Origin of the sequence: Microbispora sp. NPDC046933 (assembly GCF_040644635.1) — a bacterium.
Lineage (GTDB): Bacteria > Actinomycetota > Actinomycetes > Streptosporangiales > Streptosporangiaceae > Microbispora.
The window spans coordinates 34793-57126 of record NZ_JBEYWW010000035.1; the positions used below are offsets into that span (position 1 = coordinate 34793).

At 71.8% G+C, this 22334-nt stretch carries 22 protein-coding genes; 7 read left to right on the plus strand and 15 right to left on the minus strand.

The genetic code is table 11. The features are described from left to right. Positions 1-437 precede the first annotated feature (437 nt). The 3 genes from fusA to ABZ857_RS35075 all read left to right on the plus strand — a co-directional run bounded on the left by fusA (position 438) and on the right by ABZ857_RS35075 (position 4204). Complete coding sequence (fusA, locus tag ABZ857_RS35065) at positions 438-2549, plus strand: elongation factor G (RefSeq protein ID WP_357052057.1); 2112 nt, start codon at positions 438-440, stop codon at positions 2547-2549. A 195-nt stretch (positions 2550-2744) separates the two neighbouring features. Next, positions 2745-3554, plus strand: a complete 810-nt coding sequence (locus ABZ857_RS35070; protein ID WP_357052060.1) for an alpha/beta fold hydrolase — start codon at positions 2745-2747, stop codon at positions 3552-3554. A 317-nt stretch (positions 3555-3871) separates the two neighbouring features. Further along, a complete protein-coding gene (locus ABZ857_RS35075) occupies positions 3872-4204 on the plus strand; it encodes a hypothetical protein (protein WP_357052063.1) in 333 nt (110 codons plus the stop codon). 39 nt (positions 4205-4243) lie between these two features. On the opposite strand, the gene ABZ857_RS35080 is transcribed toward ABZ857_RS35075, so the two are convergent. After that, entirely contained in the window at positions 4244-5467 is a 1224-nt protein-coding gene (locus tag ABZ857_RS35080) for a saccharopine dehydrogenase C-terminal domain-containing protein (RefSeq protein ID WP_357052066.1), read from the minus strand. A 117-nt stretch (positions 5468-5584) separates the two neighbouring features. On the opposite strand from ABZ857_RS35080, the gene ABZ857_RS35085 reads away from it, so the two are divergent. Continuing rightward, on the plus strand, positions 5585-6292 hold the full coding sequence (locus tag ABZ857_RS35085; RefSeq protein ID WP_357052068.1) for a TetR/AcrR family transcriptional regulator: 708 nt from the start codon (positions 5585-5587) through the stop codon (positions 6290-6292). Positions 6293-6525: 233 nt separating this feature from the next. On the opposite strand, the gene ABZ857_RS35090 is transcribed toward ABZ857_RS35085, so the two are convergent. Next, positions 6526-7464, minus strand: coding sequence for an alpha/beta hydrolase (locus ABZ857_RS35090; RefSeq protein WP_357052071.1), 939 nt, complete (start codon positions 7462-7464; stop codon positions 6526-6528). 51 nt (positions 7465-7515) lie between these two features. Beyond that, positions 7516-8325, minus strand: a complete 810-nt coding sequence (locus tag ABZ857_RS35095) for a hypothetical protein (RefSeq protein ID WP_357052074.1) — start codon at positions 8323-8325, stop codon at positions 7516-7518. 94 nt (positions 8326-8419) lie between these two features. Here ABZ857_RS35095 and ABZ857_RS35100 point away from each other — a divergent pair, with 94 nt between their 5' ends. After that, complete coding sequence (locus ABZ857_RS35100; RefSeq protein WP_357052077.1) at positions 8420-9049, plus strand: TetR/AcrR family transcriptional regulator; 630 nt, start codon at positions 8420-8422, stop codon at positions 9047-9049. A gap of 30 nt (positions 9050-9079) precedes the next feature. On the opposite strand, the gene ABZ857_RS35105 is transcribed toward ABZ857_RS35100, so the two are convergent. Next, entirely contained in the window at positions 9080-9751 is a 672-nt protein-coding gene (locus ABZ857_RS35105; RefSeq protein ID WP_357052080.1) for a TetR/AcrR family transcriptional regulator, read from the minus strand. A gap of 64 nt (positions 9752-9815) precedes the next feature. Between ABZ857_RS35105 and ABZ857_RS35110 the strand changes: the two genes are divergently transcribed. Beyond that, the gene (locus ABZ857_RS35110) at positions 9816-11273 is read left to right on the plus strand and encodes an FAD-dependent monooxygenase (RefSeq protein WP_357052083.1); all 1458 of its coding nucleotides are present in this window, start codon (positions 9816-9818) and stop codon (positions 11271-11273) included. A 211-nt stretch (positions 11274-11484) separates the two neighbouring features. Here ABZ857_RS35110 and ABZ857_RS35115 read toward each other — a convergent pair whose 3' ends face one another. Beyond that, on the minus strand, positions 11485-12147 hold the full coding sequence (locus ABZ857_RS35115; protein ID WP_357052086.1) for a response regulator transcription factor: 663 nt from the start codon (positions 12145-12147) through the stop codon (positions 11485-11487). Then, positions 12144-13433 carry a histidine kinase gene (locus tag ABZ857_RS35120; RefSeq protein ID WP_357052089.1) on the minus strand — a complete coding sequence of 430 codons (1290 nt, stop codon included), beginning with the start codon at positions 13431-13433 and terminating at the stop codon, positions 12144-12146. Before ABZ857_RS35120 ends, ABZ857_RS35115 begins: the two co-directional genes overlap by 4 nt. A 363-nt stretch (positions 13434-13796) precedes the next feature. Between ABZ857_RS35120 and ABZ857_RS35125 the strand changes: the two genes are divergently transcribed. Then, positions 13797-15251, plus strand: coding sequence for a dienelactone hydrolase family protein (locus ABZ857_RS35125; protein WP_357052092.1), 1455 nt, complete (start codon positions 13797-13799; stop codon positions 15249-15251). A gap of 100 nt (positions 15252-15351) precedes the next feature. On the opposite strand, the gene ABZ857_RS35130 is transcribed toward ABZ857_RS35125, so the two are convergent. The 9 genes from ABZ857_RS35130 to ABZ857_RS35170 all read right to left on the minus strand — a co-directional run bounded on the left by ABZ857_RS35130 (position 15352) and on the right by ABZ857_RS35170 (position 22246). Continuing rightward, positions 15352-15906 (minus strand): hypothetical protein, encoded by a 555-nt coding sequence (locus ABZ857_RS35130; RefSeq protein ID WP_357052095.1) that lies wholly within the window; start codon positions 15904-15906, stop codon positions 15352-15354. Continuing rightward, on the minus strand, positions 15907-16953 hold the full coding sequence (locus tag ABZ857_RS35135; protein ID WP_357052098.1) for a hypothetical protein: 1047 nt from the start codon (positions 16951-16953) through the stop codon (positions 15907-15909). It lies immediately after the preceding gene. A gap of 37 nt (positions 16954-16990) precedes the next feature. Then, positions 16991-17506, minus strand: a complete 516-nt coding sequence (locus ABZ857_RS35140; protein WP_357052101.1) for a hypothetical protein — start codon at positions 17504-17506, stop codon at positions 16991-16993. Positions 17507-17726: 220 nt separating this feature from the next. Next, the gene (locus ABZ857_RS35145) at positions 17727-18599 is read right to left on the minus strand and encodes a TauD/TfdA family dioxygenase (RefSeq protein WP_357052104.1); all 873 of its coding nucleotides are present in this window, start codon (positions 18597-18599) and stop codon (positions 17727-17729) included. A 29-nt stretch (positions 18600-18628) separates the two neighbouring features. Then, positions 18629-19444, minus strand: coding sequence for an ABC transporter ATP-binding protein (locus tag ABZ857_RS35150; protein WP_357052107.1), 816 nt, complete (start codon positions 19442-19444; stop codon positions 18629-18631). Beyond that, positions 19428-20486: an ABC transporter substrate-binding protein gene (locus tag ABZ857_RS35155; protein WP_357052110.1), complete on the minus strand. Its 1059-nt coding sequence runs from the start codon at positions 20484-20486 to the stop codon at positions 19428-19430. The genes ABZ857_RS35150 and ABZ857_RS35155 overlap by 17 nt, the downstream gene beginning before the upstream one ends. A gap of 53 nt (positions 20487-20539) precedes the next feature. Next, positions 20540-21388, minus strand: coding sequence for an ABC transporter permease (locus tag ABZ857_RS35160; protein ID WP_357052113.1), 849 nt, complete (start codon positions 21386-21388; stop codon positions 20540-20542). A gap of 174 nt (positions 21389-21562) precedes the next feature. Further along, positions 21563-21640, minus strand: coding sequence for a putative leader peptide (locus ABZ857_RS35165; RefSeq protein WP_357052223.1), 78 nt, complete (start codon positions 21638-21640; stop codon positions 21563-21565). A 189-nt stretch (positions 21641-21829) separates the two neighbouring features. Next, positions 21830-22246, minus strand: a complete 417-nt coding sequence (locus ABZ857_RS35170) for a hypothetical protein (RefSeq protein WP_357052116.1) — start codon at positions 22244-22246, stop codon at positions 21830-21832. Between the last annotated feature and the right edge of the window lie 88 nt (positions 22247-22334).

Genomic DNA, 22334 nt, shown 5'->3' on the forward strand with positions numbered 1-22334 from the left:
ACCGAGAGAGAGGAGTTGACCGTGCGCCAGCGCATCGCGGTCGTCGTCCTCCGGTCACGGCACGAGGTGATCCTGGTGTCTACGTCGCTCCCCGGTGGCGGCCGCGCGGCCGCCACCGGACGTTCCTGACGAACCCCGCACCCCTGCTCAGGACTGCGCGAGCACTGTGCCCGCCCGTGTGCCCGCACTGTGCCCGCCCGTGTGCCCACACTGTGCCCGCCCGTGTGCCGGCACTGTGCCCGCCCTGAGGCCGCCCTGGGACGCATGTAGGCCCGCGCCCCGATTCCGCGTGCCCCGTGCGTGATCGTCCGCCGGTCTCCCCGGCGGTCCTGCCATGGTGTCCGCCCCAGGGGTCGCGTCCGGCCCGAATCCGGCCGGTCCGTCTCGTCAGGCCAATCGCGCCCGCCACCGCAGGAACCTTCCCGAAAGGCATGGCCATGCGCGCCGACCTGAACCGCGATCACCTCGTCCCGCTGACCGGCATCCGCAACCTGGGCATCCTCGCCCACGTCGACGCGGGCAAGACCACCGTCACCGAACGGATCCTCTACCTCACCGGCGCCGTCCACCGGCGCGGCGAGGTGCACGAGGGCACCACCGTCACCGATTTCGACCCCCTGGAGCGCGACCGCGGGATCACCATCTTCGCCGCGGCCGTGAGCTGCCTGTGGGACGGCCACCGGATCAACCTGATCGACACCCCGGGCCACGTGGACTTCTCCGACGAGGTGGAGCGGTCGCTGCGGGTGCTCGACGGCGCGGTCGCGGTGTTCGACGCCGTCGCCGGCGTGGAGCCGCAGAGCGAGTCGGTGTGGCGGCAGGCCGACCGGTACGGCGTGCCGCGCATCGCGTTCGTCAACAAGATGGACCGCGCCGGGGCCGACCTCGACACGGCGGTCGACTCGATCCGCGAGCGCCTGCGGGTCACCCCGCTGGTCGTCCAGCTGCCCATCGGGCGGGAGGACGGGTTCACCGGCGTGGTGGACCTGCTGCGGATGCGGTCGCTGGTGTGGGACGCCGGCCGTGACACGGTCACGGAGGGGCCGGTGCCGGAGGACCTCGTGGACGAGGCCCGCCGGCGCCGCCGCCTGCTGGAGGAGACGGTGGCCGAGCTCCATCCGGCGGCGCTGGAGGAGTTCTGCGCCCGGCCGGAGATCTCGGCGGCGACCCTGACCGCCGCCCTGCGCGACCTGACCCTGCGGGGTGAGGCCGTGGTGGTGCTGTGCGGGTCGGCGTACCGCAACCGGGGCGTCGAGCCGCTGCTGGACGCCGTCGTGGCCTACCTGCCCGCACCGCCCGACGTGCCGCCCGTACGCGCCGCGTGGGACGGGCCCGAACAGGAGCAGCACGAGCAGGAGCGGCCCGCCGACCCGGCGGCGCCGTTCGCCGCACTGGTCTTCAAGGTGCACGCCGCCCCCACCGGGCGGCTGACCTACCTGCGGGTGTACTCGGGGACGATCAGGAGAGGAGACGTCGTGCTGGACGCCGGCGCCCGGCGCACCGAGCGGATCGGACGCATCCTCCGGGTGCAGGCCGACCGGCACACCGAGACGGACCGCGCGACGGCCGGGGACATCGTCGCGGTGGCCGGGGTCAAGGCGGCCCGCGCCGGAGCCACCCTCTGCGCTCCCGGGGCCCCGCTGGTCATCGAGCCGCCGGTCACGGCCTCGCCGGTGGTCTCCGTGGCCGTCGAGCCGCGCGGGAGCGGCGACGCCGACCGGCTCGCGACCGCGCTGGCCCGGATGTCCGACGAGGACCCCTCGCTGTCGGTCCGCACCGACCCCGAGACCGGTCAGACGCTGCTGTCGGGCATGGGCGAGTTGCACCTGGAGGTCGCGGTGGAGAAACTCCGCCGCACCCACGGGCTCGGCGTCGCCGTCGGACGGCCCCGGGTCGCCTACCGGGAGACGGTCGTCCGCGGCGTGTCCGGGCTGCTGTACCGGCACGTCAAGCAGGACGGCGGCGCGGGGCAGTTCGCCCACGTCGTGCTGGACGTGGAACCGCTGGATCACGACGCCGGCTTCGTGTTCCGGTCCACGGTCACCGGAGGCCGGGTGCCACGCGAGTACGTCGGGGCGGTGGAGGCCGGCTGCCGGGACGCTCTCGCCGGGGGCCCGCTCGGAGGTCATCCGGTGACTGGCCTGCGGGTCACGCTGACCGACGGTGCGACCCACCCGAAGGACTCCTCGGAGATGGCGTTCCGCACGGCCGGGCGGCTCGCGCTGCGGGAGGCGCTGCGTGCCGGTGAGATGGCCCTGCTGGAACCGCTCGCCGAGGTCACTGTCACCGTGCCCGACGACGCCGTCGGCGGGGTGCTGGGCGATCTCGCGGCCAGGCGCGGCCGGGTCACCGGGTCGGCGGCGCGGGCGGGCACCGTCGTGGTCACCGCGACCGTGCCGCTGGCCGAGCTGTTCGGGTACGCGACCCGGCTGCGCGGCCGCACCCAGGGCAGGGGCGCCTTCACCAGCCGCCCCGCCGGCTACGCCCAGGTGACCGGCACGGCCCCGGGGTTCCGGGCCGGGCGCGGCCCGGTAGGCAGGGCCTTGTAGGCGCGGCGGGAGGCATCCCGTCCGGGCCCTGACCGCGGATGCGCGGTCAGGGCCCGGACGGAGCCCCTGCGATGCCCGGGGTGCGGACACCGGCAGGCAACGGCGATCCTCACGTGGTGACCCCTGCGAAGACGGTTTCCGGGCGGCCTCTACCCTCGGATGACGTCAACCCGTTTCATTGACAGTGGGAGCCGGATGAGCCTCGACACACCTGCCGCCAACGCCGCCGTGACGTTCGACAGCGGCGGCGAGACCCTGCTGGGCGTCCTTCACCTGCCGGCCGGGCCGGGACCGCATCCGGTCGTCGTGCTGCTGCACGGCTTCCCCGGGCACGAGCGCAACTTCGACCTGGCCCAGCATCTGCGCCGGGCTGGGTACGCCGCCCTCGTCTTCCACTACCGCGGTTCCTGGGGCGTCGGCGGCTCCTGGTCGTGGGCCGGCGCGCTGGAGGACGCCGCCCGCGTCGCGGCGGCCGTACGTGGGCCGGAGTTCGCCGCCGCGCACCGACTCGACCCGGACCGGCTGGCGCTGGCGGGGCACAGCTTCGGCGGCTTCGCCGCGCTGACGACCGCGGCGGCCGACCCGGGCGTCAGCGCCGTCGCGTCGGTGTCGGCGTTCGACTTCGGCTCTGTCGCGGTCGCCTGCCGGGAGGACGCGGCGCTGCGGGCGGCGTACGTCGAGGGGTTCGGCGACGACCTGCTTCCCCTGAAGGGGACCAGCGGCGCGGCGCTCGTGGACGAGATGATCGCGGCGGGCGAGGCGTGGAGCCTGTCCGCGCTCGCCCCCAAGCTCGCGGACCGGCCGGTCCTGCTCGTCGGCACGGCCGGGCGCGACACCGTCACCCCCGCCGCCGAGCACCACGATCCCGTGGTGGCCGCCTACACCGCTTATCCGGTGCCGCGCCTGGAACACCGCGTGTTCGTCACCGACCACGCCCTCTCCGACCACCGCCTCGAACTCGCCGAGACCGTGCGCGACTTCCTCGACCGGCACCTCGGTCGCTGAACGCCGGCAGAAGACGATCGCCGCGCCCGTCACGATGGAGTGCCGGGCGGCGGCCATCACCCGCAGGCAGGTGAACGGCTCGATCCCGTACCGCCACCAGTCCCCCGTGCCCTCCCTGTCGCCCCGCACCCCCGCGCCCACTTCGGCACTACGGGGGGCGAGATCTTCCGGCAGCCCGAGCCGCGCGGCGATGCGCCGGCGCTCCTACGGCAGCCGTTGCGACGAGCCGGCGCACAGAGCCTGCGGTAGCCCTTCCGACTCGCTCTCGTGGCCTCCGGGTAAGCGTGGATCGCGGGTCTGGCTGGTTATCGTGAACCATGTCCGGACGTCGCGACCAGCGGCCCATGCCTCGGTCGATGGCCCTGTGGTACCTGATCCCCGTCGTCTTCTTCCTGGGCGCCGCGGTCTTCTGGGTGCTCGCTCTCGTGGCGTGGGTGGAACCGAAGCCGCTGTACGCCGTCTCCACGCCCGAAGGGGTGGAGCCTGCACCCGAGTGGTATCTGCCCGGGCAGAGGTTCTGGGCGGGCGTGGCCTGTTTCCTGGCCGGGCTCGTCCTGGCCGTCATCCTGGCCGTCGTCCTGGCCGCCGTACGCCGGCGCGGCGAGGCGCGGAGCGGCCCCCCGAGTCCGCCCTCAGGGCGGGGGCGATGAGGACAGGAGCCTCGAACAGGCCGCCCACGTGCCGTGCGGTCACTGCTCGCGCATGCCCCACGGGGCGCCGTACGCGGTGAGCAGGTCGAGGAACGGCCGGGGCGGCAGGGCTTCCGGGCCCAGGACGCCGGTGCCGGACCAGACGCCGGCGGCCATCAGTTCGAGGGCCACGACCGGATTGACGGCGGTCTGCCACACCACTGCCTGGGAGCCGTACTCGCGCATGGACCACTGGTTGTCGACCACGTGGTAGAGGTAGACCTCACGCGGGCCGCCGTCCTTGGTGCCCTTGACCCAGGTGCCCGCGCACGTCTTGCCGCGCATGCGATCCCCGAGGGTCGCCGGGTCGGGCAGGCACGCCGCGACCACGTCGCGCGGGGAGACCTTGACCGCGACGCCGCCTTCGGCGGCGACCTGGACGGGCTCGGTGCGGTCCAGCCCCAGCAGATGCAGGGTCCGCAGCGTGTCGATGAACTTCGCGCCCAGCCCGTACTTGAAGGTCACCCGCTCGGCGTCGATCCAGCGGGGCACGAGCAGGACCTCCTCGTGCTCGACGTTGACGCACTCGACCGGGCCGATGCCCTCGGGGAAGTCGAACACCTCCGGCTCGCTGAAGGGCGGAGTGGTGAACCAGCCCCGGCCGGCCTCGTAGACGACCGGCGGGTTGAGGCACTCCTCGATGGTGGTCCAGATGCTGAACGAGGGCGCGAAGTCGTACCCCTCGACGGTGAGGTCGGCGCCGTCGCGGACGCCGATCTCCTCGATGTGGTCGAACAGTTCGTCGGCGGCGTACCGGGCGAAGACGTCCGACAGCCCCGGCTCCACTCCGATGCCGACCAGCGCGAGCCTGCCCGCCCTCTCCCACTCGGCGGCCATCGCGAACTGGGCGTCCCCCAGCTTGACCCCGCACGCCTCGTGCGGGCGCTCCGGATGCGGCCGCGACAGCGACATCGCCATGTCCAGGTAGTGCGCGCCGGCCGACAGCGCCGCCCGGAACAGCGGCATCACGAACCGCGGATCGGTGGCGTTGAGCAGCACGTCGCAGCGGTGCTCGGCCAGCAGTGCCGCCACCGCGGCCTCGTCGCTCGCGTCCACCCGCAGGGCGCCGAACCGCGTTCCCGCCTCCCCCAGCGCGGCGACGGCCGCCTCCGCACGAGACAGGTCGTAGTCGGCGACGACCATGTGCTCGAAGAAGGACCGGCGGGCCGCGATCCGGGTGATCGCCGTGCCCACCCCACCGGCGCCGACGAGCAGAACACGCATGACAAACACTCCCTTTTCAGGACAAAGATTCCTTCGGTGCACACGATCCAACGCCACCTGCGCTCACAACGTCAATGGTGTTGGCATAAGGTGCGGAGCAGGCGGAGAGGAGAGCACATGCCCAAGCCGGTGGTCTCGGAGTCGGCGCGCCGGCGGCGCCGCCCGACGAAGAACGGGATGGTCCTGTCGGAGGACCTGATCGTGCGGACCGCGCTGCGCATGCTGCGCGAGCACGGTTCCGCCGGGCTGACCGTACGGCGGCTCGGCATCGCCCTGGGCGCCGACCCCAGCACGCTCTACCGCTACTTCGCCGGCATCGACGATCTGACCCTGGCCATCGGCGACATGCTCATCGGCCGGGCCATGGCCGGCTGGCACGCCACCGGCGACTGGCGCGCCGATCTTCGCGAACTGGGCCTGCGCATCCATGCCGCCTACCTGGAACACCCCCAGGCCGCGGTGCTGACCGCCAGCCGCGTCAGCGGCAAGTCCCACGAGATCGCGGCCGACGAGGCGATCCTCGGTCTGCTGCGCGGCGCCGGTTTCCCCGACCGTGAGGCGGTCCGCGTCTACCACGCCTTCATCGACATGACACTGGCGTTCGCCGCGCTGGACGCGGCGTCCCTCGCACTGCCGGAGGAAACACGCAGGGCGGACGAGGAGATGTGGCAGGCGACCTACGCCCGCCTGTCCCCCGCCACCCACCCCAACATCGCGGCGGTCGCGCCCCTGCTGGTGGCCGACATGAACGACAGCGCCTACCCCGCCGCCCTGGACATGCTGCTCGCCAGCGCCGCACGGGACTCCAATCGGTTTGCGCCGTGAGGCGCTGTGGTTCGAGCGGAGGTGAGAGACCACCGCCTTTCGCCTGTCGCAGCAGGCGAACGGAGCTGAGGCAGGGAGCGCGGCGGATGCTGGCCGCTGCGCCCGGTTCTCGGCCCGCACTCGGTGGACCTACTGGAGCGCTTCCTTCCACCCCCGCGTCACGGCCGCCCTCACGGCCGCTCGTGACTTCGCGCGGACCGGGGCGGTGCGCAGTCGGGCAGGTTTGACCGGTGTCAGTCGCCGTCGAGGATGAAATCGGCTATAGCGGCAGCGACGGCTTCGGGCTGCTCATCGGGGATGAAGTGCCCAGCGTCGGGCACGACGACTCCGGTGGCGTCGTCGGCCCATGGGCTGATGGAGGCCGCCATGTCCGGGATGGAGCCATGGCTGCTGGAGATTCCGAGGATGGGCACAGTCAGGTGCTGCCGCTTGAGCGCCTCGTGGTTCTTGCGCGCCGACTCGGCGGCGTCTCGGTAGTAGGCGAGGGAAGCGCGGAGGCCACCGTCGACGGCGACGGCCGCTGCGTAGTGGTCGAGCTCGGTGTCGTCGAACGTGTCGGGAGAGAGGGCCTTCATTTTCAGGAACCAGCCGACGTAGTCCCGTTCGCGGCCGGCAAGCAGCGTCTCGGGCAGGTCGGGCACAAGGTGGAACGCGAAATGCCAGGTCTTCCACGCCCGATCCGGGTCGGTGGGAATCGCTTCGGGGAGGGTGATGCCGGGAATTCCGGCGTCGAGCAGAGCGACCCCGCGCAGTTGGCTCTCGAATTTGAGCGCGAGGGAGAAAGCGACCCAGGCGCCGATGTCGTGGGCGACCAGCCAGTAAGCCGGCACTCCGAGAGCCTTCACGGCGGCGTGGACGTGCGCGGCGACCGTGTGCGTGTCATAGCTGCGCTCCGGACGCTCGGAGTGGCCCTGCCCTGGCAGGTCGATCGCGATGACGTGGAACAGGCCGGCGAGGCTGGGCATCACCTTTCGCCAAGCCCACCAGGTTTGCGGGAACCCGGCGAGCAGGACAACGGCCGGGCCGGTCGGCCGGCCGCCTTCGACGGCATGAAGGCGGACGCCGTCCGCGTCGACCCAGCGGTGAGTGAATCCCGCCAGGTCGTGCAGGGGCAGGTCGGGGACAGGGTTGCTTTCGGAGACATGCCAAGCGCTGGTCGCAGGGTCAGTCACGGGGATCCTCCATCGGTGTCAGGTGTGCTGGTTCGGTGCTTCGCCCGAGGGTTAGGCCCGCGAGCGCGGTACGGATGACGAGAGCGGCCGGCGTGGTGCTCGACATCCGGGTCCCGACGGTTTGATCGATGAGGCCCAGTAGCAGGACGGGGACGACGAGCCCGGAATAGACGAACAGGAAATACGTCGCGCTGAGCTCAGCCCGGTTGCCGGTATCGCACAGCGCGTCTGTGACGCCCAGGCCATGTCGGAACAGAATCCCGACAGCTGCCCCGGCGAAGACGGTGCCGACCATGAAGACAGGAGCGGAGCGGATCCAGAGCGCGCCTCGATGACGATCATTCCGATGGCCGGCAGGGCCGTCCCGGTGCTACGTCGCAGGATGGCCGGTGGTGCGATGACCTGAGCCGGCAGTGCGCTGACGAACAGGGCTCCGACGCCCACGCCGATGACGGCCAGGTTCGATATGCCCAGGTCGTCACGTAGGAACGCTGGGGCCGGAGACGAGAAGAAGCCGTTCACGCCGGAGGACGCGGCGACGAGCACACCGCCGGCGAGAAACGAGCGAGCCCGGCTCGCGCCGGGGGGCGCCAGCGCGAGGACAGGACGGCGACCGATCGCGTCGGACAGTGAACCGGCCACGAGCAACGTGCCGACGACTGCGATGACGTAGGTGACGAAGACGAGGGTGGTGGTGACGGGCCCGAAGCCGAACTTCGACGCCCACAGGACGTAGAGCGGGATGGTCAGCGTCCCGCCGGCCATGACGACGGTGTAGATGAGGACGACGGCGGCGGCTGGGACCACCTGGTGCGCTTGTCGCGCTGTCGCGAAGTGTGGGGGACGCCCGGCCATGACCATGCTTGGACGCTAGCACATCTTGAACTGATTGGTTCAAGATAGGATGGTGCGCAGCGCGGCCCGAGACAACGACACACCGGCAAGGAAGTGCCACGTGGCAGGCAAGAAGCAATTCGACATGGACACGGCACTTGACGCCGCGATGATCCAGTTTTGGCGCGCCGGCTACGCCAACACGTCAGTGGACGATCTGTCCCGGGCAACCGGACTGAACCGCAGCTCCATCTACTCCTCGCTCGGCGACAAGGACACGCTCTTCCTACGCTGCTTGGATCGCTATGCCGCGCGCTACGGCGAAAAGTACGACGCCGCCCTGTCGTGTGCGGCCTCGGAGCCCCTTACAGCCGTTCGTGCGTTCTTCGACGTCACCCTCGGACGCATCGCCGATCCCGAACTGCCGGATGGATGCCTGGTCGCCCAATCGGCCATGGCAATCCCGGTGCTGAGCCCGAGCGTCGCGGCACACGTGAAGGAGGCGCTGGGCTTCCAGCGCTCGCGTCTACGCGCCGCACTGAAGGCCGGCCGATTGACCGACCAGGACGCCGAGGCCTTCGCTGAACACGTGGCGGCCGTGAACCAGTCTCTCGCCGTCATGAGCAGAGCTGGGGCGAGCCCGGCGCAGCTCCTGGCCATTGTCGGCGTAACCGTCGACGCGCTCTCACAGGCGTTGCGCACGCGCGACCAGCACCCCAGGGCGACATCAGCCGAACCGACCACCCGCTGATCCAGGGCAGGGCCGGTTCATCGAGCGGCGTCACTCACCGGCCAGTCCTTTGATGATCAGGTTCAGGCCGTGGGCGAAGTGGCCGACGAAGTCGGTGCTGGTCAGCGTGGCCTCGGCGGCTGCCAGGTTGGGGTAGGTACCCGGGTCGAGGGCCGCGTGCAGCAGGGTCAGCGCGGCGGGCAACTCGGTCTCGGCGAGAGCCTGGGCGGCCTGTTCCTCCAGCGTGTGGCCGACGATGAAGTGGACGATTGCGAGTGCCGTACGGGTGGCCGCCTCAGGGCTCGGGCATGTCTCACGCAGCACGCCCACGAGGGTGTCGGTGTAGCTCAGCGTGTTGGGGCCGACGGAGTGGGTGCCCGCGTAGACCCATGCGCCGTCGCGGTGACGCAGCAACGCCATACGCAGCCGCCCGGCCAGTTCGGTGATCTGTTCGCGCCAGGTGAGCCCGTCGGGCAGCGGGCCGGCGCAGCCCGCGAGCATCTCCTCGGCCATGGCGGCGAGCAGCGTCTGCTTGGTGGCGAAGTGCCGGTAGAGCGTGCCCACCTGGACGTCGAGGGCCGCGGCCAGGCGGCGCATGGTCAGCGAGTCGAGCCCGTCCTCGTCCACCAGGCGCAGGGCGGTGGCGACCGCCTCCGGCACGGCCATCTTGCGGGGGCGGCCTCGGGAGCGCTGGGCGGACGGGGAGGTTGACGTGGGTCCCATGCCCAGTGATACTAGTGACCTCGATTTTATGAACGATGTTCATTTAATAGGAGGGACACGAACCGTGCACACCGACGTGATCGTGGTGGGAGCCGGCCCCACCGGGCTGCTGCTGGCCGCGGAGCTGGCCCTGGCGGGCGTGGGGGTCCGCGTGCTCGAACGAAACGACGCGCCCACCAGCCAGTCGCGGGCGCTCACGCTGCACCCGCGCAGCATCGAGGTGATGGACCTGCGCGGCATCGCCGACCGTTTCCTGGCCCGCGGTCACACCCTGCCCGGGTGGCACTTCGCGGGCCTGAACACCCGCCTCGACTTCACCGCCCTGGACACCCGGCACGGCTGCACCCTGTTCCTGGAGCAGGCCCGTACCGAGGAACTACTCGACGCCCGCGCCCGTGAGCTGGGCGCCGAGATCGTCCGCGGCTGTCAGGTCACCGCCGTGCGGCAGGAGCCGGACGGCGTCGTCGTCGAAACAGCCCGAGGAGAGACGCTACGCGCCTCGTACGTCGTGGGCTGTGACGGTGGACGCAGTATCGTCCGGCAGGCGGCGGGCATCCCCTTCGACGGCACCGACGAGACGCTGTCCGGTATGCTCGGCGACTTCGCCGTCACCGGTCCGGACGCCGTGCACTCGGCCGAGGCCCACGGCGTGCTGGCCGTGCCGCTGGAGGGCGGGCTGACCCGGTTCGTGGTCGTCGATCCCGAACGCATGCGGGTGCCGTCTGACCGGCCCCTGACGTACGAGGAGTTCCGGCAAGCTCTGACGAACATCGCCGGCACGGACTTCGACGTCGCCGAGCCGCACTGGTTGTCGCGGTTCGGCAACGCGACCCGCCTGGCCGGGCGGTACCGGCAGGGCCGGCTCCTGGTGGCGGGCGACGCGGCCCACATCCACTTCCCGGCGGCGGGACAGGGCCTCAACACCGGTCTGCAGGACGCCATGAACCTGGGCTGGAAGCTCGCCGCCCAGGTCAAAGGCTGGGCCCCGGAAGGGCTGTTGGACTCCTACGACGCCGAGCGCCGGCCGGTCGGCGCGGCCGTCACCGCCAACACCGAGGTGCAGACGCTGCTGATGGAACTGACGCTGGTGCCGCAGTATCACCGGCCGGTCATGGCGCTGCGCGGCATGCTCGACGGCCTCCTGCGCATCGGGGAGGTCAACCGCAACCTGGCCGCGTCGGTCTCGGCGATCGGCACCCACTACGGCGACGGCTCCCCGGCCGGGGCCCGGGTACCCGACCTGCCGATCAGCGTGGCGGAGCGGCCCGGGGTCGAGCGCCTGTACCAACTGCTGCACGACGGGCGGTTCCTGCTCGTCCATACGAGGAAACAGGCTGGCGCGTCCGGCCGGGACGACCGCGTGGAGACGGTCACCGCGACGGCCTGGCAGCCCTCGCCCGACCTGGAGGAGGCCGAGGCGCTACTCGTCCGGCCGGACGGGCACCTCGCCTGGGCAGGGCCGATCGAGGCCGAGCAGCAGGCGCTGCTGGACTGGACTGGAGCGGCGGCGGTAGCGCCGTGACGACGCTCCGCCGGCTCAGCGGCCGCCGGCTGTATCACCGTTACCGCACCCGGCGCTACCGGCTGCCCGACGACGTGCCGTGGACCGACACCCCAGTAGTAAATCCGGTATTTACTGCGGCACCACACTTCTCGTTAGCCGCGTCGGGCGATCGTGTAGCGCTGGTGACGCCCGGGGCCGAAGAGATCGCCGTTGGCTCCGTGCAGCGGCGTCATGCCGGGTGGATGAGGCGGCTTTCGTAGGCGAAGATCACTGCCTGTATCCGGTCGCGGAGTTCGAGCTTTTGCAGGATTCGCCCCAGATGGGACTTCACGGTCGCCTCCGCGAGGTACAGGGTGGCCGCGATCTCGGTGTTGGACAGGCCGCTGCCCACCTGGATGAGCACCTCGCGCTCACGGGCGCTGAGCCGGCTCAGTCGCTCGTCGCGGTTGGCGCTGCTGCCGTCGGGGATGTGGGGGCGGAGGTGCTCCAGCAGCCGGCGGGTGATCCGCGGGGAGACCACCGCGTCGCCCGCGGCCACGCTGCGTATCGCGGTGAGCAATTCCTCGGGCCTGATGTTCTTCAGCAGGAAACCCGAGGCTCCGGCGTGGAGTCCGGCGAAGGCGTATTCATCCAGGTCGAAGGTGGTGAGGATCAGCACCCTGCTCTGCGGGGAGATCCGGATGACCTGCCGGGTCGCCTCGATCCCGTCGATCCCGGGCATCCGGACGTCCATGAGGACGACGTCGGGGCGCAACTCCCGGGCGAGGCGTATGGCCTGGGCGCCGTCCGCGGCTTCGCCGACCGGCGCCATGTCGGGCTGGGCCTCCAGGACTGTGCTGAAGGCCATACGGAGCAGCGCTTCGTCGTCGGCGATCAGGATGCGGATCGTCATGCGGACGCCGCTCCGCTGCTGCCGAGGAAGAGGCGGGTATGGACTCCCCAGCCGCCGCCCGGAAGCGGCCCGGCCTGCAACTTCCCCCCGTAGGCGGCCGCGCGCTCGCGCATGCCGGGGATGCCGTGGCCGGACGGTGTCGCGGCAGGAAGTGGCGGGCAGGGGCCGCTGTCGGTGACGTCCACGGTGACGGTCTCGGTTGAGCACCGTATCCGGACCTTCGCGTGTGTGCCGGTGGGTGTGTGTTTGAGGGTGTTGGTCAAGGCTTCCTGTACCAGGCGGTAGACGGTCAGTTGCGCCGTGGCGGGGATGTGGGTGTGGCCGCCCTGGACCTCGAGGCGGGTCGGCAGCCCGGCGGCGCACATCTGGTCGGCGAGGGTCTCCAGTTGTGCGATGCCGGGCGGCGGGTGGCGCTCCGCGTCCGGTTCGTCGGTCCGCAAGATACCCAACGAGCGCCGCATGTCGGTCAGGGCCTGCCGGCCCGTCTCGGAGATCTGGAGCATCGCGGTGGTGGCCTTGTCGGGCGACCGGTGCTGCGCGTAGACGGCGGCGTCGGTGAGCGCAACCATGACGGACAGGTTGTGGGTGACGATGTCGTGCATCTCCCGGGTGATACGTGTCCTCTCCTCGGCGACGGCCAGTCGCGCCTGCTGGTCCTGTTGTTGCTCCAGGCGGGCGGCCCGTTCCTCCAGGGCCGCGAGGTAGGCGCGCGTGGTCCGCACATTCACACCCAGGACGGCGGCGGCGACGACCATGGCGGTCACCGCGACGAAAAGGGTCAGAAATGCGCCTTCCGCCGCCCAGCGCAGGCAGGCCAGCAGTGCCCCGCCCTCCACGACGGCACCGGCGACAAGCGTGCCGCGCCAGCCCGAGTTCGCGGTCGCCGTGTAGAGAGCCACCAGCAAGGCAATGTCCGCCGGCAGCTGGATGTCCATCAGCCACTGGACGAAGGCCACGGCTGCCACGGCGCCGAACACCGTGAGTGGGGCCCGGCGCCGCCACACCAGGGGCAGCGCAAGGGCGGCGGTGAGGGCCACGGCCACCGGCAGCTCTTGCGGCGCGCGCGTGGTCATGATGTTGAGCAGGAGCAGCGCCGGCAACAGCGAGTCCCACACCACGGGCGGCAGCCGGAGGCCCCAGCGCCGGGCGGCTCCCACCACTCGCGCCGCTCGCACGGAGGTCAGGTCGGCGTACCTCGTCAGCCCTGCGGCTGTCCTCGTCCGCCGCACGCAGTCCCGGTAGCGCACCGGGTGGGCATTGCCCGGCTCTGCGTCCGCCTCGGTCATCACACGTCCCTGTCGACCAGCATCATGGTGGCCCCGGCCGGGGCCACCACCGCGTACAGCCGGAGCCGGTCGGGTACAGGAAGCGAAGCGCACACCCCGAGCTGTCCGGCGTGTACCGCGGCCCTGTCATGGTAGGCCGCGGGCCCTGGAAGCACATGAGTCCACCGCATGATGGCGCCGCGCCGACGTACGACCGCAGGAGGAGTCCCGCGACCTTCCGCGGTCGCAAAGCGGCCGGTAACCAGGCGTGATCGATTGCGACTCCGGTTGCACAGTGTGAGATGCCTGGATCCGACTCCGGATGCATGCGACGGCGACCCTGGATCGATGTGGGATCGCGTGCCCCGCCCTGACGATGGCCGGGTGACCGAGATCATCACGGGGCTGTACATGTCCCCCCTGGAATTCCTTGCCTTGGTGGGTGCCGTCGCGCTGGTGGTGGCGCGCTGGCTTCCCCCCTCCGCCCGCCCACGCGTCACGATTGCGGCGGGGGCGGTTCTCGTGCTGTCTGTGATCGTGCTGACTGTGGTGGGGATCCGCTGGCAGATGCTGCCGGTACTGGCAGGCTCTGCCGTCGCGTCGCCGTTCGCTCTCGCTCCCCTGCTGCGACGCCGTACCGGCCAGCCGGCGTGGCGGGCCCGATGGTGGCTGGCGTCGCCGGGGTCGGTGGCCTGCGTCGGCCTGATTGCCACGGGTCCGGTGGCCGCCTGGGCCTTTCCTGTACCCGTGTTCCCCGAGCCGTCGGGCCGTTTCGCGGTCGGCACTCGCGTGGTGCAGTGGACCGACCCACGCCGCCCCGAGACCTTCACCGCCGATCCGCACGACCGGCGCACGATCGTGGTCCAGCTCTGGTACCCCGCGCAGAAGAGCCCCGCTGGCACGCAGCGGGCCCAGTACCTCGGACGTACGGAGTCCGAGGCGCGCACCGTTTCCGACGCCCTCGCCCGCGTGGTCGGCCTGCCTGGCTTCCTGGTCGACGGCGTCCCACATGCCCACACTCATTCGGTCTTCAACGCCCCGGTGGCCGACAGAGGCGGACGGTTCCCGGTCGTGCTGTTCTCTCCCGGATCGGGCGGAGTGCGCACCCAGAACACCGCCTGGGCGGAGGAACTGGCCAGCCACGGCTATGTCGTTGCCGCCCTCGACCACCCGTACGACTCCGCCGCCGTCGTCCTGACCGACGGTCGAACGATTCACGCCAAGATCGCCTCCACTGGCGACCGGGTCAAGGATGACGAGCTGGCGGTTGGCTGGACGGCTGTTCGGGCCGCCGACCTCAGCTTCGTCCTCACCCAGCTGGACCGTCTAGGCCGAGGTGAGATCGCCGGCCCGCTGACCGGACGCCTGGACACCAGCCGAGTCGCGGTCACCGGCCACTCCATGGGTGGTGCCGCCGCCCTGCAGACAGCCCGGCAGGACCACCGGTTCGACGCCGTCATCGATCTCGACGGCTACCCCCACGGCCCCACCTCACCCTCCCTCCACCAGCCGACGCTGGCGCTCACCCAGGCCATCACCCCCGGAACCGACCCACGCTACATACCCCGCCTCACCAAGGCCCTCAGGCTCAACACCACGATGAGCTACCGGCTCACCATCCCCGGCGCCGCACACCTCACCTTCATGGACGGCCCCCTGTACCTGCCGCCCGTGCCCTCGATAGTCGGCTCCCTGGGCCGCACCGAGAGCCCGCACGTCGTCGCCGCAACCACGCTCGCCTTCCTGGACACCACCCTGCGGTACAAACCCGGCGACCTGGCTGACGTTCTCTCGGCTTACGGCGACCTCAGCGTCTACCCACCGGGCGACAGCCGCTGATCAGCTTGCCGTGGCAGCCGACGGCACGGCCGTACCTCTGGGCCTGTCCAGCGAGCAAGAATCTGCGACAGAGCCCTTTTCTTGACACTCCCCGCTGGGGTCAGGCGACGGAGTGGGTGACGATACCGGTGTAGGCGCCGGAGGAGGCTCCCGCGAAGGGGACGGACAGGACGAGGGTGGGATTCCAGGAGGCGCTGTTGACCCCTGCCTCCGCCGTGTGGGAGAACGCCGTCCTGGGGACGGCGAGGGTAACTCTGCTCGCGGCCGTGGGCTGGCCGGGAACGAAGGTGCCGCCGCCCTGGGCGTCGGTGACCGGGCCTGACCAGTAGCTCATGTTGGCCCGGCCGATGGTCACGACGGGGGCGGTGGTCCGGGTGTAGTCGGTCGAGGAGACCGTGGCGGTCCACGCGCCGGCGTCTGGGTCGCGGTGGTCGGTCACCGTCACCGTCCCCAGAGGCGCGCTGCGCCGGCCCCCGGGCACCACGCTGCCGAGGGACACCGCGACGGGGGCGGTGATCGTCAGTGATCCCTCCCTGGTCAGGGTGTAGGTGGCGGGCGAGAGAGCCGCGGCGGCCGGCGGGCCGGGCAGTGCGCCCTGGAGAGCCGAGATCGCCAGTACGGTCGCAGTGGTGAGGGGTGTGGGTCGTCGGAGCATTCATGCCCTTCGGGAGTCATGGGGGGAGACGGCTCTGCGGCGCCGGGCGACGAGGCCGGTGGCGGCGAGTCCGAGCACGCCGGCGATGAGTGCGACGAGGGCGACGAGCGGCAACGGCGCGGCGGACATGGTGATCGGCCGGCCGGCCCCCGCCCGGGGGAAGACGACGGTGGCCGACACCGTGCGCTTGACGAGACCGCTCTGGACGACGAGGTCGGCCTTCCAGGGGCCGTCGGGCAGCCGGGGGTCCATCACGACCGCCAGCCGTCCGGTGTCGCCAGGCCGCAATGTGACGCCCAGCTCCGCGGGGTAGGGCCCGGCGCGCAGCCCGCCCGGCCCCTCCGACAGGGACAGCGACCCGGACAGGTCCAGGGCGCGGCCGCCGGTGTTGCGCACCTGGGCGACCAGGGTCGGCCGCCCGCCGGCGTCCCGCTCCGGGGTGAGACGGTCGATGCTCATGTCGGACGGGGGCTCGCCGCCGGGGCCGATGTCCAGGTAGGCCCGGATTCCCGCACGGCTGGCGAGGCCGACGTTGTGCGTCGCGTCCGGCTCGGCGATCGTCTGCGCCCAGATCACCGCATACCGCTCACCACGCCAGGCGTCCCGGGGCACGCGGATGGTGAACCAGGCCATGCGGCTGCGACCGGGTGCCAGATCGATCTCGGACGGCGTGACCGTGGTCCAGCTCGACAGCTCGTTGGGCGTGCGGTCCGGCGCGAAGACGAACGCCCGGTTGCGGATGTCGGCCGCCGCCGCGTACAGCGAGACGTGCATGGGGTGCCCGCTGCTGTTGGAGACCTCCAGGCGGCGCTTGATGGTGGTGCCGGGGCTGAGGTGGTCGACCACTCCCTTGCGGGCGCGGGGGTCGTCGCGGCGGGCGACGGGCGCGTCGACCAGCCGGATGCCGAGCCCTTCGCCGGGGCCGTCCCCGCCGGCGGCGACCATGGCGCCGGCCGCGGCGGCCGCGGACGGCGCGCCGGCTGTGACCGCGCCTGCCGTGACCGCGCCGGAGCACAGGACGACCGGCACGGACAACACGGACAACACGGACAGCACGACGGCCGCGGCGCGACGCGCGTGTCTGTCAGGCGACGGAATGGGTCACCGTCCCCGAGTAGGTGCCGAGGTCGGCCGACAGCGGGACGGTGATACCGACGGTCGGGTGCCAGGACGCCTGGCTGTTGCCGGTGCCGCCGGTGTAGGTCATGGCGACCCTCTGCACGTCGAGGGTCCCGCCCGGCCCCGACGTCAGCGTGCCGTTGCCGACGATCAGCGTGCCCGGGCCGGGCGTGTACGTCGCCGCGGACGCCGGGATCGGGTCGGTCGGGCCCACGAAGGCCGTAGCCGAGACCCGGGCCGTCCAGTCGGAGGTCGGGACACCGCCGCGGGCGTCGGTCACCGTGACGGTGCCGATCGGCCCGCTGACGGTGCCGCCCGCCGTCGTGCTGCCCAGGCTCACCGGACCCGCGGGCGCCGTGATCGTCAACGCGCCCGAGGTGACCGTGAAGGTCACCGTCGTGTCCGCGGCGTCGGCCTGGCCGGTGAGCAAGGCCAGCGCCAGCGCGGCCCCCGACATCAACGCGAGCGGCCTGAGTCGCATACTTCATCCCCGCCTATGTGAACGCCCCAGCAGGGGCGGCAGTAACACTGATCAGCTGCAGGGCATCACGGTAGGTAGCCGGGGTGGCCGTCGCGGGGCCGACGCGCGCGTGCGTACGGGTCGGCGATCCGATCGGAACGAAAGCTTGAATCGTCACGGCAGCCGGAACCGCGACCGGGCCTCCTCAGGGGCGGCACGCGATCGCGTCCCCGCCGCCCGGTCACCCGTCCGTACGGCCGGGGCCGAAGGGGCGGTCGCCGCGGAGGGTGATGCGGTGCATCACGCGGTGCGCGTCACCGTAGTCGCGGTTGGCGTAGTGGGCGGTGCTCCGGTTGTCCCACATGGCGACGTCGCCGACCCTCCAGCGATGGCGGACGATGTGCTCGGGCTTGGTGAGGTGGGCGTACAGCAGGTCCAGGATGGCCCGGCTCTCGGCCTCGGACACGCCGACGATGTGGGAGGTGAACCCGGGATTGACGAAGATTCCCTTGCGGCCGGTCTCGGGGTGGACGCGGACCACGGGGTGCTCCACCGGCTCCAGCCGGGTGACGATCTCGCCGTCCCAGACGTTCCCCCTGCCGCCGCGGCGCTGGGCCAGGTAGTAACCGAACTCGCGGTTGCCGTCGTGGACCGCGGTGAGCTGGTCGGCCAGCGCCTTCACAGGGGCGGACAGGGAGTCGTAGGCCAGCTGGCTGTCGGCCCAGCTCGTGTCGCCGCCGGTGGGCGGGAGGATCACGGCGCGCAGGATGGAGCCGAGCGGCGGGCGGGGCATGAACGTGACGTCGGTGTGCCAGACGTCGGCGAAGCCGTTGTCGGCGCTGTCGAGGGCGTAGATCTCGGGATGCGCCTCGTCGACGCCCCCGACGACCGGGTGGGACGCGGTCAGCTCGCCGAGGCGGCGGCCGAGCGCCACCTGCCCGTCGTCGTCAAGGCTCTGCCCGCGGAAGAACAGCACCTTCCGGTCGACGAGGGCGGCACGCACCGCGGCCAGCTCCTCGTCGGTGGCGGTCGCCAGGTCCAGTCCCTCGACCTCGGCGCCGAAGTGGGGCCCGAGGGGCCGCAGGTCCAGCTTCACGGCGGTCGGTGTGGTCATCTCACTCTCCTCGTGGTTGGTGCGGTGCTTCACACGGCTGCGGCGCGTACGGCGTGGCCGACCTCGGCGCGGAGCGCGGCGTACTCGGGAAGGGCGCGCAACTCGTCCGGTTCCACCCCGGCGCGCGGGAGGCCGACGTCGAGGTCGAGCGAGATCCGGCCCGGCCGGCGGGTGAGCACGACGACCCGGCTGCCGAGGAACACGGCCTCCTCGACGCTGTGGGTGACGAACACCGACGTGCGGCCGGTCTGCGCGCTCACCCGGCGCAGGTCCTCCTGCAGGCGCTCACGGGTGAGCGCGTCCAGGGCGGCGAACGGCTCGTCGAGCAGCAGCAGCGGGTCGTCGCCGGCCAGCGCCCTGGCGATCGCCACGCGCTGCTGCTGCCCTCCCGAGATCTGCCAGATCCGGCGGTCCGCCACGTCGTGCAGGCCCACCCTTTCCAGCAGCTCCGGCACGCGGCGGGCGCGCTCCGCACGGGGCACTCCGGCGTAGCGCAGGGCCAGCTCGACGTTGCCGCCCACGGTCTTCCACGGGAACAGGCGGGGCTGCTGGAAGACGATCCCGGCGCCCCTGCCCGGGACGGGCTCGGCACCGCCGGTCCGCACGGTGCCGGAGGTGGGCCTCTCGAAGCCCGCGACGAGGCGCAGCAGCGTGCTCTTGCCGCATCCGGACGCCCCGACGAGCACGAGGAAGGTGCCGGGAGGGACGGTCAGGGAGATCGGCCCCAGGGCGGTGACCGGTCCTCCCGCGCCGCCGTAGACGTGTTCGACCTCGTGCAGGTGGACGGCGGGGACGTCCTCGCCCGCCCCGGCCGGGGCGGTGGCCGTCTCAGGACGCGAGGGCACCGGGGAGCCCCTTGGTGTAGATCGCCCGCTCCACCGTGGCGAGGTCGGGCACCGCGTCGATCTTCTGCTGGTCCTTGAGGAACTGCGCCGCGCTCACCAGGTTCCGCGCCAGGCCGCCGACCTTGTCGGGGGTGCCGAGCCACTCGGGTGAGGCCAGATCGGCCGGCTTGAGGAAGACGCCCTGGCTGAGCTGCGCCTTGGCCTCGTCCTTGCCGAGGTTGAGCTCCGCGCCCACCGCCTGGGCCGCGGCGTCGGGATCGTCCGCGATGAGGTCGAGAGCCCTGGCTTCGGCCTTGCGCCAGGCGTCGACCGCCTCGGGGTGCGCCTGGACGAACGCGGTGGACACCACGCCCAGGTCGAGGGTCGGCTTGCCCGCGGTCGCCAGCTCGCGGCTGCTGATGAGCGTCTTGCCGGTCTTCTTGATCTCGTCAAGCGCGGGCAGCCAGACGTAGGCGGCGTCGATGTCGCCGCGGGTCCAGGACGCCAGGATGTCCTGCGGTTCCAGGTCGACGAGGTTCACCGCGGACTCCGGCACCCCCGCCTTGTCGAGCGCGGCGAGCAGGCTGTAGTGGGACGTCGAGGCGAACGGTGTCGCCACCTTCTTGCCGCGCAGGTCGGCCACGGAGGAGACGCCGGTGCCGTCGCGGGCGACCAGGGCCTCGTTGTCGCCGGCCACGTCCAGCACGAACGCCACCTGATAGGGGATGTTCAGCGGCGCGGACAGCCCCCGCGCGACCGGGCTCGACCCGATGGCGGCGATGTCCACGCTCTTGGCCACGAAGGCGGTGTTGATGCTGGCGCCGGAGTCGAACTTGGTCCACTTGATCGTGTAGCCGGGCAGCGCCTGCTCCAGCCACCCCTTGTTCTTCACGATGAGGTCCCCGCTGGGGAACGCCTGGTAGGCGATGCGGATCGTACGGTCCGCCGCACCGCCCCCACCGCCTGCGCCGGAGGCGGTGCCGTTGCCGCACGCGGCCAGGACGGCGGCCGTCGCGGCGGCCAGGGCGGCGGAAAGCAGGCGCGTGAGGCGTGGTCGTGACATCGCGGAGAGTTCCTTTTGCAGTGGGAGGGGGACTGACGAGGCTTGACAGGGGCTCAGACGCGGCCGCGCCAGGGGATGAGCCGGTTCTCCGCGGCGCGTAGCAGGCCGTCGATCAGCAGTCCGGACAGGCCGATGGCGAGCAGCCCGAGCACCACGACGTCGGTCTGCAGGTAACGCTGCGCGTCGCGGACCACCCCCCCGATGCCGGGCACCCCGTTGACGGTCTCCGCCGCCACGACCGAGGAGTACGCGACCCCGACGGCCAGCCGGACACCGGTGAAGATCTCCGGCAGCGCGGCGGGCAGCACCACGTCCTTGATCACGTCCCAGCGTGACGCGCCCAGTGCCCGGGCCGCCTCCACCAGGCCGGTCGGCGCGCCGTGGACGGCCGCGGCGGTGGCCACGGCCACCGGCGGGAGCGCGGCGATGGCGAGCAGCCACAGCTTGGGCGTCTCGTCGATGCCGAACCAGATGATGAGCAGGCTGAAGTACGCCAGCGGAGGCAGGGCCCGTACGAAGGTCACGACCGGCTCGGCCACGAGGCGGATCCACGGCACGGTGCCCAGGACGACGCCGAGGACGAGCCCCGCCGCCACGCCGAGCGCCGAACCGATGAGGATGCGGCGCAGGCTGATTCCCAGGTGCTCGACGAGCAGGTGACCGCCGTAGCCGCGGACGCCGTCGTGCGTGGTGGACAGCAGGACGAGCTGGTCCCACACGGCCCGGGGCGCGGGCACGAACGACGGATTGCCCGCCGCGGCGGCCGCCAGCTGCCACAGCGCGAGCAGGGCGAGCAGCGACAGCACCCGCACGCCGATCCGGCGGGCCCCGCGCCCTCGCCGGGCCGGCGTCGAGGCGGCGGGCGCCCCTTCGGCGGGCTGCGGGCCGGCGGTCTCGGGCACATCGTCCGGCGAGAGCGGGCGGGGTCCCGCGGAGACGGATCTGGAGGGGGATGACGTCACAGTGGTCGCTCCGGAGGCGAGGGCGCCGGGCCACGCCGCTCCAACGCGGACACGGCGGGACAACGGAAGGAGGACGGCCGGCGAAGGTGACCGCGCAGGCCGGGAGGTCGAGGTTCAGGAGCGACAGGCCGAGCCGTTCAGACGGCACAGGTCGACGTGCCGACGCCGGACCAACCACGATGCCGAATACACAGGTATTTCCTACCAAATTTGTAGGGTGATGGCAATCGGGCATCGGGCCCCACACGCCCGCCCCGCCGCCGAGCAGGCACCCCCTCGGCCGGCTTCGTCTCCCGACGAGATCGGCCCGGCGTCCGCGCATGCGGACGGGCCACGCCAAGCTCAGCGAGCTTGACGTGGCCCGTTCGGTAGCGCTCGTGTCTACTGAGCCGGAGCGGTGTCGAGGGCTTGGGCGATCTTGCGGGCCATCTCCGCCATGACGGGTCCGGGCTCCCCCTGGTGGGCCCGGGCGGCTGCTTCGACGGCGACGTTGACGGTGCTGCGGAAGTTGTCGGCCTCGGCCGGATCCTGCTTCCCGAGCAGATTCATGGCCGCCGTCAGGGCCGGCAGCACCTGGTCGGCGAGTTCGGCGACGGACTTGCCGTACAGGTTCACGCCCGTCGACTTGTCGGCGAGCACGTGCCCGACCACGCCGGTCGCGGAGGCCAAGGCGATGGAGCCCTCGGTGGCGACCTTGTGGGGCTTGCCGGCGGCGTCGGCGGCGGCCAGCAGCGAGACGGCGCCGTAGGCGGCGGTCCGCAGGGTGATCTTGTCCTGGTCGGTAAGGGTGACGGACATGGTGTGGTCCTTTGCAACTGTTCCGAGGGTCGGGTGATGGGCGAATGGCGGAACGCCCCGCCTGGGCAGAGAGCGGGCCTACCGGGAC